This window comes from Pseudoalteromonas sp. Xi13 (assembly GCF_003952205.1).
GTDB lineage: Bacteria > Pseudomonadota > Gammaproteobacteria > Enterobacterales > Alteromonadaceae > Pseudoalteromonas > Pseudoalteromonas atlantica.
The window spans coordinates 634,223-650,867 of the sequence record NZ_CP034440.1 but is presented as its reverse complement, the minus strand read 5'-3'; the positions used below and the strand labels follow the sequence as shown (position 1 = coordinate 650,867).

The 16,645-nt window shown below is 42.7% G+C and carries 14 protein-coding genes; 3 read left to right on the top strand and 11 right to left on the bottom strand.

All coding sequences use genetic code 11. The annotated features are described in order from the left end of the window. The first annotated feature begins 82 nt into the window (after positions 1 to 82). Complete coding sequence (locus EJ103_RS19345; protein WP_126009491.1) at positions 83 to 1,159, top strand: YeiH family protein; 1,077 nt, start codon at positions 83 to 85, stop codon at positions 1,157 to 1,159. 27 nt (positions 1,160 to 1,186) lie between these two features. On the opposite strand, the gene EJ103_RS19340 is transcribed toward EJ103_RS19345, so the two are convergent. Beyond that, on the bottom strand, positions 1,187 to 2,494 hold the full coding sequence (locus tag EJ103_RS19340; RefSeq protein WP_126009489.1) for a DASH family cryptochrome: 1,308 nt from the start codon (positions 2,492 to 2,494) through the stop codon (positions 1,187 to 1,189). Between the two features lie 142 nt (positions 2,495 to 2,636). After that, positions 2,637 to 4,364 (bottom strand): DUF885 domain-containing protein, encoded by a 1,728-nt coding sequence (locus EJ103_RS19335; protein WP_126009487.1) that lies wholly within the window; start codon positions 4,362 to 4,364, stop codon positions 2,637 to 2,639. A gap of 217 nt (positions 4,365 to 4,581) precedes the next feature. On the opposite strand from EJ103_RS19335, the gene EJ103_RS19330 reads away from it, so the two are divergent. Further along, a complete protein-coding gene (locus EJ103_RS19330) occupies positions 4,582 to 5,169 on the top strand; it encodes a DUF4202 domain-containing protein (protein WP_126009485.1) in 588 nt (195 codons plus the stop codon). Between the two features lie 31 nt (positions 5,170 to 5,200). Next, positions 5,201 to 5,701 carry a zf-TFIIB domain-containing protein gene (locus EJ103_RS19325; protein ID WP_126009483.1) on the top strand — a complete coding sequence of 167 codons (501 nt, stop codon included), beginning with the start codon at positions 5,201 to 5,203 and terminating at the stop codon, positions 5,699 to 5,701. A gap of 108 nt (positions 5,702 to 5,809) precedes the next feature. Here EJ103_RS19325 and der read toward each other — a convergent pair whose 3' ends face one another. The 9 genes from der to ndk form a co-directional block, all read right to left on the bottom strand. Then, the gene (gene der / locus EJ103_RS19320; RefSeq protein WP_004586988.1) at positions 5,810 to 7,276 is read right to left on the bottom strand and encodes a ribosome biogenesis GTPase Der; all 1,467 of its coding nucleotides are present in this window, start codon (positions 7,274 to 7,276) and stop codon (positions 5,810 to 5,812) included. Positions 7,277 to 7,350: 74 nt separating this feature from the next. Next, complete coding sequence (bamB, locus tag EJ103_RS19315; RefSeq protein WP_004586989.1) at positions 7,351 to 8,529, bottom strand: outer membrane protein assembly factor BamB; 1,179 nt, start codon at positions 8,527 to 8,529, stop codon at positions 7,351 to 7,353. Between the two features lie 10 nt (positions 8,530 to 8,539). After that, positions 8,540 to 9,160: a tetratricopeptide repeat protein gene (locus tag EJ103_RS19310; RefSeq protein WP_004586990.1), complete on the bottom strand. Its 621-nt coding sequence runs from the start codon at positions 9,158 to 9,160 to the stop codon at positions 8,540 to 8,542. Between the two features lie 19 nt (positions 9,161 to 9,179). Continuing rightward, entirely contained in the window at positions 9,180 to 10,460 is a 1,281-nt protein-coding gene (gene hisS / locus EJ103_RS19305; protein ID WP_004586991.1) for a histidine--tRNA ligase, read from the bottom strand. 353 nt (positions 10,461 to 10,813) lie between these two features. Continuing rightward, a complete protein-coding gene (gene ispG, locus EJ103_RS19300) occupies positions 10,814 to 11,932 on the bottom strand; it encodes a flavodoxin-dependent (E)-4-hydroxy-3-methylbut-2-enyl-diphosphate synthase (protein WP_126009481.1) in 1,119 nt (372 codons plus the stop codon). 5 nt (positions 11,933 to 11,937) lie between these two features. Then, positions 11,938 to 12,834, bottom strand: coding sequence for a RodZ domain-containing protein (locus tag EJ103_RS19295; RefSeq protein ID WP_126009479.1), 897 nt, complete (start codon positions 12,832 to 12,834; stop codon positions 11,938 to 11,940). After that, the gene (gene pilW, locus EJ103_RS19290) at positions 12,831 to 14,702 is read right to left on the bottom strand and encodes a type IV pilus biogenesis/stability protein PilW (RefSeq protein WP_126009477.1); all 1,872 of its coding nucleotides are present in this window, start codon (positions 14,700 to 14,702) and stop codon (positions 12,831 to 12,833) included. The genes EJ103_RS19295 and pilW overlap by 4 nt, the downstream gene beginning before the upstream one ends. 126 nt (positions 14,703 to 14,828) lie before the next feature. Beyond that, positions 14,829 to 15,959 (bottom strand): bifunctional tRNA (adenosine(37)-C2)-methyltransferase TrmG/ribosomal RNA large subunit methyltransferase RlmN, encoded by a 1,131-nt coding sequence (locus EJ103_RS19285; RefSeq protein ID WP_004586995.1) that lies wholly within the window; start codon positions 15,957 to 15,959, stop codon positions 14,829 to 14,831. Positions 15,960 to 16,143: 184 nt separating this feature from the next. Next, positions 16,144 to 16,575 carry a nucleoside-diphosphate kinase gene (ndk, locus tag EJ103_RS19280; protein WP_004586996.1) on the bottom strand — a complete coding sequence of 144 codons (432 nt, stop codon included), beginning with the start codon at positions 16,573 to 16,575 and terminating at the stop codon, positions 16,144 to 16,146. Positions 16,576 to 16,645: the final 70 nt, after the last annotated feature.

Here is a 16,645-nt window from a genome sequence, read left to right as displayed (position 1 = left end):
TGATTTTAATATATTGGAGTTATATTTTGAGCTTTCTTACAATTAAGTCAACACATCAACTTGGTTTAAGTGAGGGAATATTATGCTCAGCGCTATTAAAAATAGTTTTCAGCCTTTGGGTATTAATACTAAGCAATACGGCGATACGCGCTGGTGGTTAGGTATGCTGCTGGTGGTTGTGTTAGCGGGGGCATCTGTTGCATTAAGTAAGTTACCTATAATGCAAAGTGCGCAATTTAGCTCCTTAACAATTGGTATTGTGCTTGGCATTATTGTGGGTAACAGTGTGTTTTCGCGTATAGCTACGCGTACCGATGTAGGCGTTGATTACGCTAAAAGTATATTACTCAAAGCGGGCGTTATTTTATTTGGGTTTAGAATTACTTTTGCGCAAGTAGCGGGTGTAGGATGGCATGGCCTATTAACCGATGTGGTAATGCTGCTTGGTACGTTTATATTAGCAGTACAGCTAGGTAAGCGCGTTTTTAAGCTTGATGAACAAACAACCATACTAATAGGTGCGGGTAGCTCTATTTGTGGAGCCGCAGCGGTAATGGCAACAGAGCCGGTTATAAAAGCACAAGCGCATAAAGTATCTGTAGCGGTGGCAACGGTTGTGGTGTTTGGCACGTTAAGTATGTTTGCCTACCCAATTATGTTTGAATATTTGGGTGTGAGTGAGCATGCGTACGGTATTTTTGTTGGTTCAACCATTCATGAAGTTGCACAAGTGGTAGCAGCAGGGACTGCGGTAAGTGCCAATGCGGCCGACACCGCCGTGATAGAAAAAATGCTACGCGTAATGATGCTTGCGCCATTTTTAGTAGGCTTATCGTTTTGGCAAAGTAAAAAGCATGCAAACATAAACGCACATGGCGGCGAGCAAAAAGCGGGTATTACAATCCCTTGGTTTGCAGTGTTATTTATAGTGGCAAGTGGCGTGCATTCGTTATCGGTTATTCCGCAAGGTACTACAAGCGCTATTATATGGTTTGATAATATATTGCTCACCATTGCCATGGTCGCACTTGGGCTGCGTACACATGTTGGCGCTATTCGCCAAGCGGGTATAAAACCACTGTTATTAGCAGGTTGTTTATTTTTGTTTTTAACCTTAGCTGGCTTTGCCATTAATATAGGCATTGCGCAGCTGTTTTAAAATATAACCAAGTGGAGGTAGATTGGCTTAAATAGGCCAGTCTACTTCGTTTAAGTGATCGAGCTGCTGTGTTTTATTACTGTGCCCGTGCCATTTATTGGTATAAACACCATTTGGATCAAACTGCGCCGTTTGCTTTTGTATATTAAAGTGGCGGCCGCCACGTGGGTCAACCCCCACACCGGCTATGTACTGCCAGTTGCCCCAGTTTGCTGCTACATCGTAATCAATCAATTGTTGCTCAAAATAGGCTGCGCCGTATCGCCAATCAAGGCCAAGCTCGTTTACTAAACAGCTTGCTGCAATTTGCCGTGCACGGTTTGAAATGTAACCCGTAGTGTTTAGTTCTTCCATAATGGCATTTACAAGCGGGTAAGGCGTTGTACCGTTACACCAAGCAGCAAAGCGTGTAGGTGTAAAAGTAGTAAGCGGTTTAGTTTGTTTTTGCCCTTTAAAGCTAAACAGGCTGTTACCTGCTTTAAGTGCGTGCCATTTAAAATACTCTCGCCATAGCAGTTCAAATTTAATCCAATAAGTAGACTCGTTTGCCGTATTGAATTGCTCGTAATTTTCTACGGCTTTGTAAACTTGTTTTGCACTTATACAGCCAAAGGCAAGCCAAGTACTAAATTTGGTGGTGTTGTTAAAGCCATCAAGCTCGTTGCGAGTCGTTTTATAAGTACTTGGCATTGCGCCTGCAAAGTATTGCTTTAAATGAGCTTGCGCACTGTTAAGCCCGCCATGCATTACGCCTTTATTTGTTATACGTTCTATAGGTTTTTTTGCGCATAAAGTTATTGGCTTAGGCAGCAAGCCGTGTGGCAAAGTTGTTGGTGTAATAGGGCTATTAGCGGCCTCTACCTTTTTACGAAACGGGGTAAAGTGTTTGGGTAATTCGCTTAAATCAAAAGGGAGGTCGCTTTGTTTATAGAGCGTGTCTTGCTGCGTTCCTGTAAATTGTGTATTGGGGCAATGTGCTTTGAGTAAGTTTATTTGGCGTTGCTCGTACACGCCAAATTGTTCGCTGTATACAACTTCATCAATATTTTGCTCATTAATACGCGCTTTTAAGAGCGATACGGGTTCGCCCTCAAGCACATGCAGGGTTTGCCCGCGCTCAATAAGTGCTTGTTGTAGTTCGTACAAGCTTTGCATTAAAAATTGCTGTTTGTGTATGCCGAAAGGTTTTTGTTGGTAATTATTATTTTTAAACCAGTGCGGGTTAATAACAAATACAATATCAAGCGCGCATTGCTGCAACATAAGGTCACTAAAAATTGGGTTGTCGGTTAGGCGTAAATCGTTTTGTAGCCAATATAAAATGCGTTTGCTCATACTTATGCTCTGCTATTTGTAATCATTAAGTTTACGAAGCAAAAGCGGGTAGGGATTAGTTTTGAGGTGTTTAATGCGGTTTGAAAAGGGCGATAAACTTACCGCCCTTTAGTGTTTAAAAGTCGTGTTTAAAAGTATTGTTTTAACTTACTGGTTTTTGTTTTGCTATCCAATCGTTTATAACGTCTTCAAGCACTGCCATAGGCAATGAGCCTTGGCCAATAACAGTGTCGTGAAAGCTGCGTATATCAAATTGAGCGCCGAGTTCTTTTTCGGCTTTTGTGCGCAGTTCGCGTATTTTTATTTCGCCCATTTTGTACGAGAGCGCTTGGCCTGGCCATGAAATGTAACGATCTATCTGATCTTCCACCGCACTTTGTGGTAAAGCGGTGTGACTGGCTAAGTAATCAATTGCTTTTTGGCGGCTCCAACCAAAGGCATGAATACCGGTATCAACCACTAAGCGCACTGCACGCCACATTTCGTAGCCTAAACGACCAAAGTCGCTGTATGGGTTTTGATAAAAACCAGCTTCTTTACCTAAGCGTTCTGTGTATAGTGCCCAACCTTCGCCAAATGCAGAGTGGCTAAGTGTGCGTCTAAATTCGGGGACATTTAGCTCCATAGCAATGGCGTTTTGTAAATGGTGCCCGGGTATGGCTTCGTGCAGACTAAGTGCTTCTAAATTATATAAAGGCTGCAGTTTAGGTGTTGAGGCTAAAAAGTAAGTACCTGGTGAGCGGTTATCTGGCGGTGGCATATAAAACGCCCCACGACTTGCTGAGCCCTTAATAGTAAAGGTGTTACGCGGTAAGTGGCCAAAGTAAGTGGGCAATTTACCATACATTTTTTGCGTTATAAACGCGGTTTTTTCTAGCAAGTCTTGCGCGTCTTTTGCATAAAATTGCTCATCGGTTGCTAAAAATTCTAAAAACTCACTATAGGTGCCATCAAAGCCTACTTCATCAATAATATTTTGCATTTGCGCTTTAATACGCGCGACTTCTTTAAGGCCTAGTTGGTGTATTTGTTTGGGTGTGGCGTTTGTTGTGGTGTAGTAATTAACTGTGTACTTGTAGTAGTCAAGCCCGCCTTTAACGCTTGCTATGCCCGGCTGCGCTCTACAATGTGGCATATAGTCATTTTCAAAAAAGTCGTAAAAATGCTGATACGCAGGAATTACTTTATCTTTAATTACGGCTTGGGCTTTTTGTTTTAAGTTTGCTTTTTGCGATGCACTAAAGGTATTAGGTATACGTGTAAAGGGTTCGTAAAGGGCGCTGTTTTCGGGGTTTTTAACTATGTGCGCGCTAATGCTTTGGCTGTAATTTTCAAAGGTTTTACAGTAATGGGTAAATCCTGTTTTTATCCCTTCTTTCATTAAATCAATATTTTGCTGATTAAAGCGCGGGTAGTCGGCAAGGCTGATTAAAAATGCGTTGTAATCATCAGCTGTTAAAAAAGCCATATTAGCGGGTGCTTCTGCAAAGTAGGTATGCCAGCCACTTAAAAAGTTTACCGGAAAATACTTATCTTGATAAAGGTAGCTTTGCTGCTCGGTTTCTCGCTCATATTTAAATAAGCGGTAGTTCATTAGCTGATCCTTGTTGAGCGATTTAGGGTCAATGTTGGCTAAGCTTTTTAGTACGCTGTTGTTATAAGCTTGGCGCTTTGCAATGGCTTGCTCGCTCCAATTTGGTAATGTGCCGTTTGGTTTCCAACCGTCTGGATCGGTCCGAAAAAATATTTTTTCAGCTTTGGCATTTTGCCAGTGGTTATCAATAATGGTTTTTAAATCGCTGTTACTGTCGGCAAGGCTTGGTAGCGAGGTGGCTGCTAAGCAAATAGCTAAAATACGTTTTTTAAACATAGTTATCCGTTATTGGCGAGTTAGTCGCGCTTTTTTATTTTAATTTGTGCTCAATATAGTACCAAGTTAACTTAATCAATGCGCTTACTTTTATAACTTGTACCTCTAGGCTTTACTTTTTGATTGAACAAATTTCACTGCGTAACTGAGTGGCGCACTAGTTTATTGTTTTATCAGCGTTTAGAATGACTAAAACTTATTATAAAAAATGACCGTCATGTTTAATAAAGTAATAACGCTGATTGATGAAGCTAATAACCAAGACCCGAATACTGAGCAGCACAATGGAGAAAGTTTTCCAAAAGAGTATTTATACTCACAGCGTATGAGCGATATGCTTAGCCGTTTTAACCCAGGTGCTGACGAGCTTATGCAAATTGCAGTGCGTGGGCAGCATATACAACGTTGGCAATCGCCGCGTAGCGACTTTGCAATGAACAAGCAAGGCTATCATCAGTGGCGCAGTGCGCTTTATATATTTCATGCAAGTAGTGTTGTTGCGCTTATGCAGCAAGCTGGGTACAGCGATGCTGAGCAAAACAGAGTGTACGATGCAGTTGCTAAAAAAAATATTAAACGTAACCCTGATAGCCAATTAGTAGAAGACGTAGCAAGCCTGGTATTTATTGAGCATTACATGCTCGGGTTTGCTAATAGTAAGCCTGATTACGATGAGCAAAAATGGATAGGGATTATTCGCCGTACATGGCAAAAAATGTCAGATGACGCGCATGAGTTTGTACTTGCAGGTAATATTACATTGCCAGCGCCGCTTGTTGGGCTTATTCATAAAGCGCTTGAGTAAAAGAACATAAATAAATAAAAAGGAATTTTAAATGTATTGTCCTCGTAGTAATACGCCACTTGAACCTTTACTTGTTGGCGGCATTACTGTTTTTACGTCAGCGCAAGGCGGCGTATTTTTTGATAACAGCCAAATTTTTAAGTTTAGCTCGCCAGAGTTAAAGCATGGTCAGGTTCTACTTAAGTATTTGAGTAATTATACCGAAGGCGAGGGCGAAGTCTCATCGCGAGTAAATTGCCCAAAGTGCGCAAGCATAGTGATGATGCGCCGGTATTTTTCACCGCTCAAAGTGGTTGAGATAGACGAGTGCCCAGGTTGCGCTGGCATATGGCTTGATAGTGGGGAGCTTGCAAAAATACACGAAAACCATTTAACACCCAAAGAGCGAAAGCTGTTAGCGCACGAAATGGCCACCAATCATGGGTTTATATCTATTAAGCCGCCAAAATCTAAGTATTACCCCAAAGCGCCTAAAAATAGCCAAGACACCACCGTTGAACGGCTGGTGCAATTGGCATTACTTAATCTTTAATACCAAGCCTCAAAATAAATCACTCAATTAAACTAATTGGTATAAAGCATAAAAAACGGCGTACTAAAAAGTACGCCGTTTTTTTGTAGTAAATTAACTCTAACGAATTTATTTATTACGGTTTTCTTTGGCAAAGGCACGTATTTTACGCTTTTGCGAAAGCGTTACTTTGTTAGTACGCCCTGCAAATGGGTTATCACCTTCTCTAAATTCAATTTTGATTGGGGTGCCCATAATTTTAAGTGCTTTACGGTAGTAGTTCATCAGGTAGCGTTTGTAGCTATCTGGTAAATCGTGAACTTGGTTACCGTGAATTACAATACGTGGTGGGTTATAACCACCGGCATGCGCATATTTAAGCTTAACACGACGACCACGAACAAGTGGCGGCTGATGATCGGCCTGTGCCATGTCCATAATACGGCGTAGCATTGCGGTGCTAATACGTTTAGTTGCTGACTCGTACGCTTCATCAACCGATTCAAATAAATGACCAACACCTGTACCGTGAAGTGCAGATATAAAGTGTAAGCGTGCAAAATCAATAAAACCTAAACGGCGATCAAGCTCTGTTTTAATGCGATCTTTAACGTAATCATCAAGCCCATCCCATTTGTTCACGGCAATAACCAATGAACGACCTGAGTTAAGCGCAAAACCTAATAAGCTTAAGTCTTGATCAGAAATACCATCGCGAGCATCAACAACCAGTAATACAACGTTTGCATCTTCAATGGCTTGAAGCGTTTTAATTACTGAGAACTTTTCAACTACGTCGCTTACTTTTTTACGCTTACGAACACCTGCGGTATCTATTAAAATATATTCTTTGTCGTTTCGAGTCATCGGAATATAAATAGAGTCGCGGGTGGTGCCTGGCATATCGTATACAATTACACGTTCTTCACCGAGTATACGGTTTGTAAGTGTAGACTTACCTACGTTAGGACGACCAATAATAGCCAGTTTTACTGGTTTATCGGCAAACGCTTGATGGTCTGTATCGTCGCCTTCGGCTTCTTGATAAAGGTCGATTAACTCTTCATCGTCATCTGCAACGTCTTCATCTAGTGCCGCAAGCTCTGCAATTACAGGCTGTAAAGTGTGCTCTAAAAGCTGAGTAATACCACGCCCATGTGCTGCTGCAATATGGTGAATATTACCTAATGATAATTGATAAAATTCTGCACAGTTTGAGTCGGCGTCAATGCCATCTGTTTTGTTGGCAACCACAAAGCTTTTTTTCTCTTGCTTGCGCAAGTGATTAGCAATGGCTTGGTCTGCAACGGTCATGCCTACGCGGGCATCAACCAAAAACAACACAATATCGGCTTCTTCAATGGCAAGTAACGACTGGTCGGCCATTTCGGTTTCGATGCCTTCTTCAGAGCCATCAATACCACCCGTGTCTACCACGATAAATTCATAGCCATCGTAATTAGCTTGGCCATATTTTCTATCTCGTGTTAAACCTGGAAAATCGGCTACGAGTGCATCACGAGTACGTGTTAAACGGTTAAATAATGTGGATTTGCCCACATTGGGTCGCCCAACTAGAGCGATCACGGGAAGCATAAACTACCTCTTTAAAAAACAACAAAAGGCTTCGCAGTGCGAAGCCTTACAAAAAACCTTTAAGTGTTAGCTAGTTAGTTAGGGGTGTTTACCACACTAACTTCACCATCACGGGTGTATAAAATTAGCTTGTCGTCGGCTACAACCGGCTCAACAAAAAAGCCTGAGCTGTCAAATTCTTCACGAGATACTAACTCGCCAGTGTCTTTGTTTAGCCAATGTAGGTTACCTTCTTGGTCACCTAAAGCTAAGTGGCTACCTGCAACCGCAGGGCCTGTTAGGTACCAACCACGTAGAGCGGGTTGGCTCCAACGTTCAATACCTGAATTTTTATCTAATGCGTAAATTACGCCTTCGCTATCTACTAGGTAAATAGTTTGTGCATCCATCGCTATTTCGCGGTAGCTGCTGTATTCACGTTTCCATACAACATTGCCTGAGCGAATATCTACCGCTGCTAGGTTACCGTTGTATGCAATAGCATAAGCGTAAGGGCCGCTAATAATTGGTTGTGTGTCTACATCAACCAAACGCTCAAATTCTGATGCGCCTTTAGCAACGGCAATTTCTGCACTCCATGCTGAATAACCGCTCTCAGAAATGAGTACACTTAATTTACCTGTTTCTAAGCCTACTAACACACCACCGTTTGCAACTGTTGGCGAGCTTTGGCCACGCAATGTAAGCGGTGGTACTTCTTGTTCAAAGTTCCAGCGTTCTTCGCCTGTATCTGGGTGCAGCGCTAATAGTTTACCCGAACCTAAATTAACAAAAATTAGGCCATCGCCCGCAGCTGGTTTTGATAACGCTTCGCCTGGCACATTTTTACGCCATACTTCCTCACCCGTTTCGCGGTCAAGGGCAATAATAAATCCGTGCTCAGAGCCGACGTAAATTTTACCATAAGCTTGTAATATACCGCCTGATAATTTAGCTGTGCCGTTATCTGACCATGGCCAAAACGATAAGTCTTCACGTACGTCGGTTTCCCATAACGTGTCGCCATTGGTAAGCGAAAGCGCTTCAATTTGGCCTTCGCGGCTAGCTACATAAATAGTGTCTTTGTATACAGCAGGCGATAAGCGAGAAAAATAATGTTCTACACCACTGCCAACCGACTCTTGCCACACTACGTCTGTTTCAAATTGATTAACAATTTCAGGAAGTACTAACTCGTCTTCGTCATCACTTGATGAACAACCCATTAGCGTTGCCATGCACAGTGCTAGAGTTGCTGTTGTTATTTTTTTCATACCTAAAACCTTATGCCGCTGGGCTAGTTACTGCTAGGTCGTCTAATTTAATTTGTAATAAAGGGTTTGTTGTTAAACCGCCTGCATCGGCAGCTGCTTGATACGCAGTGCGAGCTTGGTCTTTATTACCTTGTGCAATGTAAATATCGCCTTTTAGCTCAGCTACATTGGCGTTATATGCCTCAGGTAGGGGTGAGTTTAATGTACTTAGGGCTTCGTCAAATTTACTTTGCGCAAGTTGAATACGTGCTAAACGCGTAATGGCAATGGCTTTAAGCTCTTCGCTTTGGGCGTTTGTAACAATCCAGCTAAGTTTTTCGCTAGCAAGGTCTAATTTTTTTGCATCAACAGCGTCTTTTGCCGCAACAAAAGCGGCTAAAGTTGCATAGCTTGTGTCTTGGTTGTTTTTAATGAATGTATCGGCTGCGCCAAGTACATCGTCACTTTGTACAAGTGTTGTATATTCGTCAGACGCTTGCTCAGCAGTTGTAATTTGGTTTTGGTTGTATGCTTTCCAACCGTATAAGCCGCCTAAACCTACAATTACACCTAGCGCAAGTGAAATACCGTTTTCGCGAAAAAAGCGCTTAATGGCTTCTGCTTGTTGTTCTTCTGTTGAATAAATGTCCATTATTACCTCTTAAGTTAGCTTAGCTATTGATAAGCTCAGCTAATAGCGCTTTAGCTTGTTCTAATTCTAGTGTGACTTGCTCTTTACGCTCACGTAAATATTTGATGGTCACAACGCCTTTTTCTAATTCATCTTCGCCAATAATAACAGCCACTAGTGCATCGCTTTTATCAGCTCGTTTTAGTTGTTTTTTAAAGTTACCGCCGCCGGCATGCACCATAACGCGTAAACCGGGTACGTCGCTACGCAGTTGCGCTGCAATGGCAGGGGCTTGTACGCTGGCTTTGTCGCCCATTGCCGCTAAATATACATCAGCATTGCGGCGAATGTCACCTACACACTCAAGTGCTTGGAGTAACAGTACTAAGCGCTCTAGACCCATAGCAAAACCAACTGCGGGCGTTGCTTTGCCGCCAAGTTGCTCAACTAAGCCATCGTAGCGTCCGCCAGCACACACTGTACCTTGTGCACCTAGGCTATCTGTTACCCATTCAAATACTGTGCGGTTGTAGTAGTCTAAACCACGTACTAACTTTTCATTAACCGTGTATATGACGCCAGCTGCGTCTAAACGTTCACATAAATTTGCAAAATGTTCTTTTGATTCAGCATCTAAATGCTCAGACAATTTAGGCGCATCCACTAAGATTGCTTGTACGTCTGGGTTTTTGCTATCAAGTACACGTAATGGGTTTGAGTACATACGGCGCTTTGAATCTTCATCAAGCACGTCGGTATGCTGTTCAAGGTAGGCAACGAGTGCATCGCGGTAATCAGCACGTGCTTCGTTAGAGCCTAACGAGTTAAGCTCTAAACGTACGTGTTCGTTAATGCCAAATGCTTTCCATAATTGCGCGGTAAGTAAAATAACTTCTGCGTCTATGTCGGCTGTGGCAATACCAAATGTTTCTAAACCAAATTGGTGAAACTGACGGTAGCGGCCTTTTTGAGGGCGCTCATGACGAAACATTGGGCCCATGTACCACAGGCGCTGTTCTTGGTTATAAAGCAAGCCATTTTGGTTACCTGCACGTACACACACTGCGGTGCCTTCTGGGCGAAGGGTTAGCATGTCGCCGTTACGATCGGCAAAGGTGTACATTTCTTTTTCTACTATATCGGTTACTTCACCAATAGAGCGTTTAAATAAGTCGGTTGATTCTACAATAGGAAAACGAATTTCTTGATAACCGAACGATGCTACTGTCTCGCGTAAAATGTTTTCTACTTTCTGCCAAACTTGCGTGTCGCCCGGCAGACAATCGTTCATACCGCGAACTGCCTGAATTTGTTTTGCCACTGATAAATCCTAATTACTGTTTATGTGTAATAAAAAAATGCTTACACAACAAGAATGCTAAAAATTGACCCGTCATTATATACCCAAATGACCCCATGATGCGAGCGTCGTTGGAATTAAAAGCGATTTAGGCAAGGCATTGATTGAAAGTAATAGTGGTTCTATTGTTAAAATCAATAACGCAGTATAAATCGCTTTAAAACCAACCCGTTGGGCGGTTCACAGACACTTACTCTCATCGTTGTTACTTTTTTAAAACTGATTGCCATTCTTGCAAAGTAACGCCTTGATATTAAGAGCCTGTGAAACGCTGAATTCTGTATCTTGGGGTCGTTTGGCGCTTTATACGGTATTTATTCGACTATTTTAATGTCGATAGGTGTTTGCTGCTCTTTTTGAGCAATAAAGTCGCGCACGTAACCTTCAAGCTGGTCAACAATGTTGTTGTTATCAATACGCGCTTTTTGACGCTCGCCATTAATGTATAAACCTGAGCGGCGGTTTGCACCGGCAAGACCAATATCACTAACTAGGGCTTCGCCTGGGCCGTTAACTACACAGCCAATAACTGAGACAGACATTGGCTCAACAACATCTTCTAGGCGCTCTTCAAGCTGGTTCATGGTGCTCACTACATCAAACTCTTGACGTGAGCAGCTAGGGCAGGCAATAAAGTTAATACCGCGAGAGCGTATACGCAGCGATTTTAAAATATCAAAACCTACTTTGATTTCTTGAACTGGGTCGGCAGCAAGTGATACACGTAGCGTATCGCCAATACCTTCGGCAAGTAACATACCTAAACCTACAGCCGATTTAACCGAGCCTGAGCGCATGCCGCCGGCTTCGGTGATCCCTAAATGCAGGGGTTGATCTATTTCTTTAGCAAGTAAGCGATAAGCGCCTACAGCTAAAAATACGTCTGATGCTTTTACCGATATTTTAAATTGGTCAAAATCAAGGCGGCGTAATATATCTACATGGCGCATTGCTGATTCAAGTAATGCCTCGGGAGTTGGCTCGCCATATTTTTCTTGTAGGTCGCGCTCTAGTGAGCCGCCATTTACACCAATACGAATAGGAATATTATGCTCGCGTGCTGAGTCTACAACGGCTCTAATACGCTCTTCACTGCCTATATTTCCTGGGTTTATACGTAGGCAATCTACGCCGTGTTTTGCCACTTTTAACGCTATGCGGTAATCAAAGTGAATATCGGCTACAAGCGGTATACTAACTTGCTCTTTTATACTTTTAAACGCTTCTGCTGCATCCATAGTTGGTACAGATACACGCACTATATCGGCGCCGGCATCTTGTATTGCTTGGATTTGCGCTACCGTGGCATCTATATCCATGGTGTCGGTATTGGTCATCGACTGCACGGCAATAGGGGCACCGTCACCAATAGGCACGTTGCCTACATTGATGCGGGTTGATTTTCTGCGTTTAATTGGAGATTCTGAAAACATAGCGACTACTCTGCTAATGGTAATTTAAATTTGGCTAAACGATTTTTAGGATAACCAGAAATATCAACTGGTTCGCCGTTTAGAGAAACACTAACTACGTCGTGCTTACCCAGCACGACTGAAAAAGGCGGGGTGCCGCTTACAGCCATTTTATAGCCTGCTTTTTTTACGCCAAATGCTATGCGCTCACCTTCGCCATCGTGTATTTCTACCCAGCTCTCATCGTTAAACACCATGTTAATTGTACTGGTGTTACTTTGCGTGTCGGGCTCGTTAGTGGCTGTTTGGGTGCTAGCGGCAATAGGCGCCGTGGCATTAACGGCATCACTTAAGGGGACTTGTTCAGCGCTTATAGGCATTACAGCCGGTGTGCGCTCAACTGCCTGTGTTGCTTGCATTTGCGAGATGTTCTCGCTTTCGTTATTTAGCGCGTTGTTATTTTGCTGGTTATCTAAAATTGAATTTTCAATATTGATAGTGCTTGTTTGCTCATCGATAGGCGTAGCATTTTGCCAAAACCATAAGGCAGATGAGCCAATAACAATGGCTAAAATAATGTAGCTCACCAGCATTAGGCGGCTGTCGTGGGCTTCTTTTTCTGTGCGGCGCGAAAAGCTTTGCATGTTAGCCGGCTTTGTAGGCTCGGGCGGTGCAGGCAATTTAGCTAATATAGGGGCGCTATCGACGTGTAGTTCACGGCAATAGTTTTTAATGTAGCCTTTTACAAAGGTAATAGGGCCTAACGTTTGGTACTGATCGCTTTCTAAGCGTTGCAGCTGAGAAATAGAAAGCTTAAGTGGGCCAGTAAGTGACTCTAAGCTTACATTCGCTTGCTCTCTGTGCGCTTTTAATAGTTGCCCAACACTTGGCTCATCGCTTTGTTGCGTAGTTTCTTCTGTCATAATAGGTACGAATTTGGATCCACTAGTAATAGTCTGTGCCCAGGTGTAAGTTCTATATCTGGGCTTAATTTATTCCATCGCATTAATTCATCAATTAATACATGCCGCTGGGTAGCTATGTCGTAAAGGGTATCGCCAGCTTTAATCTCGTAATAAATATTAGGATCGTTTAAATAAATTTTACTTCCGTTGATAACACGATCCGACTCCTTTAGACCATTCCACTGCAGGAGTTTTTGTAGTTTAACATTGTATCGCACTGAAATGCTAAATAGGTTTTCACCAAACTCAATAATATGAAAAGGCACCTTTAAAGGGGGTACTTTTGGATTAAGCATGGGAGGCTCTTGTTTTACACTTGGTTGGTAGTTTTTTAGTGTAATGTCGTTACTGTCGCTGTATGGGTTATTACTAAATACCGCACTGTCTTTTTTAGCCTCATAAAATACTACCGAATTATTTAAGCCCGTATTTTGTGGGCCATTTGCAGCAGGGCGTGTATTTTGTGGGGTGTTAAAGTTAGCTTGTTTTGGCGCACCAAATGAAATTATTTTTACTTCGTCATCATCTTTGGGTGTTTGTTTAGCGACGGCTTTTGGCGGCTCAGCTGTGGGAGTAGACGTTTGTTGCGCTTGGTGATCCGTTGTTAAAGCCAAAAGCACCGCTGCGGTATCTGTATTAGATTCTGCAGGCGCAGATGTTGTAGTTGTAGTTGCTACTTGGGCAGTATTTGTTACGGTTGGAGCCGCTGCCGCAGCTGGCACTACTGCTTTTGTTGTTGTAACTACTTCAGCCTGCGTTGGTTGAGCCGCTGGCGTGAAAGTGGCAGCGTCATCATTTTGCTCAGCTACGGTTTTTTGTTTGTTTGCTGCGGCAATGGTTGCCTGTGCTTTTGCCGTCTCATTTAATACTGGGCTTGAAGGCTCAACCCCTGGAGAAAGTAAGCTGGTCGAATTATCGGTAGTTGGGCGCTTTTTTCGGATAATTTTAATTTTTGGTTGCTCAACACTGATTTGCTCTTCGCCATACTGCTCTTGAAGCTCTTCGAGCTGCGCTTTACGGTATTTTTCGCGCAGTATTTCAAACTCAGTTTGTTTAGTACGATTATCGCGAATAGCATAGGCTTGCTTACTGGTTGGGTAAGTTTGCATTATGGTGGCGGCAATTTTTTCTGCTTCTTCTATTCTGCCCATGCGCTGCTTAATTAAATAACCAAGCAATAAAGCACGTGCAGACACTCGGCCGGTGTCGTCATGACGCTTTAATACTTCGCTGGCTTTATGTAAATCGCTTTTAGCATAAAAAAGGGCGGCTAAGCTTATTAGGGTCGATGTACGTTGCGAGCTGTGATTAAGTGCTTGTTTAAAGTAACTCTCAGCATTTTCAAAGTCGTTAAATTCTATGGCACATAATGCAAGGTTTTCGTAGCTTTCGGCAACGCGAATATAGCTTGGAATATCAATTGCTTTTAAAAACTGATCGGTCGCGCGGTCATACTCTTCAATACTACATAAAAACACACCGTAGTTATTAAGCGTGTTCGGATCGTCAGGCTTAATTGCTAATGCTTTTTGATAGGCTTTATCGGCACGCTCTTTTTCGCCTACTTGTTGGTAATAATAAGCAAGAGAGTAATGTACTTCAGGTAGGTTTGGGGCAAATTCTATAGCTCGCTCAAGGTTATACTTTGCTTGCGAGTTGTTGCCAGTTTCTAAGTATTGTAAAGCGAGGGCGATACGAGTGCGTGCTGCGCCTGCATTATTGATTTTGTTTTCGACGACGGGTTTGTCACTGCCGTTATAACTACTTTCACTTACGCATCCTGTAAGGGCAAGTGTTGAAAGTGTTAAAGCAAGTAAAGATCGCATTACCTTGTCTCTGTTTTTCTATCCATAGCGCCTATCTTACCTAAAACCCTTAGTGTTGCATCATTTATTTAAAAATAAACAACTTAACCACCCTGCATAGGAAATATACGCAGGGTGGTTACAGGCTTATGCTTGCTGGATATTTACGCTAATTGCGTTATCGTCGCGCATTTTCTTTTTCGCCATACGTTTAGTACGGTCAACAACATCGCCGGCTAATTGCCCACAGGCGGCGTCAATATCGTCACCACGAGTACGACGAACAATACACGTAATCCCCGCAGCTTGTAAAACCTTAGAAAAACGGTCAATACGGCTGTTGCTAGAGCGCGTGTATTCGTTACCCGGGAACGGGTTAAACGGAATAAGGTTAACTTTAGAAGGTGTACCTTTAAGCGTTTTAACCAGCTCATGTGCTTGGTCGGTGCTGTCGTTAACGCCATTTAGCATAACGTATTCAATGGTCACGTCTTTATTTGCTTTAGAGCCATCGATATAACGACGACACGCGGCTAAAAATTCTTCAATTGGGTACTTTTTATTAATTGGTACAAGTACGTCACGTAGAGCGTTATCGGGTGCGTGAAGAGAAATAGCAAGTGCTACGTCTATTTTTTCTTTTAATAAATCAAGGGCAGGTACAACCCCTGAGGTACTTAAGGTTACGCGGCGCTTAGATAAGCCAAAGCCCCAGTCGTCCATCATAAGTTCCATTGCCGGCACTACGTTTTTAATATTAAGTAGAGGCTCGCCCATACCCATCATTACTACGTTGGTAACTGGGCGTTTTTCGCTATTGCCATCAAGGCCTATGTCTTTAGCTACACGCCAAACTTGGCCAATAATTTCAGACACTTTAAGGTTACGGTTAAAGCCTTGTTGCGCAGTTGAACAAAACGTACACTCAAGGGCACAACCGACTTGCGAAGATACACACAAGGTGGCGCGGTCTTTTTCTGGTATCCATACAGCTTCAACTTCTTGGCCGCCATCAAGCACTAATGCGTACTTAATTGTGCCGTCGCTTGCTTGCTGGCGAACAGAGATTTCTGGCGCAACAATTTCGCATTCGTTTTTAAGCTTTTCTTTAAGCTTTTTATTAACGTTGCTCATGTCGTCAAAGTTATCAACGCCAAAATGATAAATCCATTTCATCACCTGGTCGCCACGAAATGGCTTTTCACCGAATGATACAAATAGCTCGCGCATTGCATCTCGGTTTAAATCTAATAAGTTAATCTTTTTTTGCTCGGTCATGAAACAACCTCAATCGGTGACGGTGGAGATAAAATTTACAAGGGCGAATTGTACACAAATCACCCACTTTAATCATTAAGTAAAATATCAAAAATGCACTTAAGGATACTTTACGTAATGACTAAAAAAGGGCTCGAAAGCCCTTTTCTTACTTTGCATTACAGCGTTAACTGTAAAACTCGAATTAACGAGTACGTGGGCAAAGCTCTTCGTCAGCGAAGAAGTACGCGATTTCGCGAGCAGCAGATTCAACAGCGTCAGAACCGTGAACAGCGTTTTCGTCGATGCTATCAGCGTAGTCTGCACGTAAAGTACCTGCTAGTGCTTCAGCTGGGTTAGTAGCACCCATGATTTCGCGGTTTTTAAGAACAGCGTTTTCGCCTTCAAGAACGGTAACCATTACTGGACCAGATGTCATGAAAGATACTAAAGCACCGAAGAAAGGACGCTCGCTGTGCTCTGCGTAGAAACCTTCAGCTTTCTCTTTTGAAAGGTGAACCATTTTAGCTGCAACGATTTTAAGACCCGCAGTTTCGAAACGGTTGTAGATTGCGCCGATGTGGTTTTTTGCTACTGCATCAGGTTTTACGATTGAGAAAGTACGCTCTAAAGCCATCTTTATGCTCCAATAATTTTTAAATAAAAGTGTGAATATTTACGGGCGCGAATTATACGCGTTTTAATTG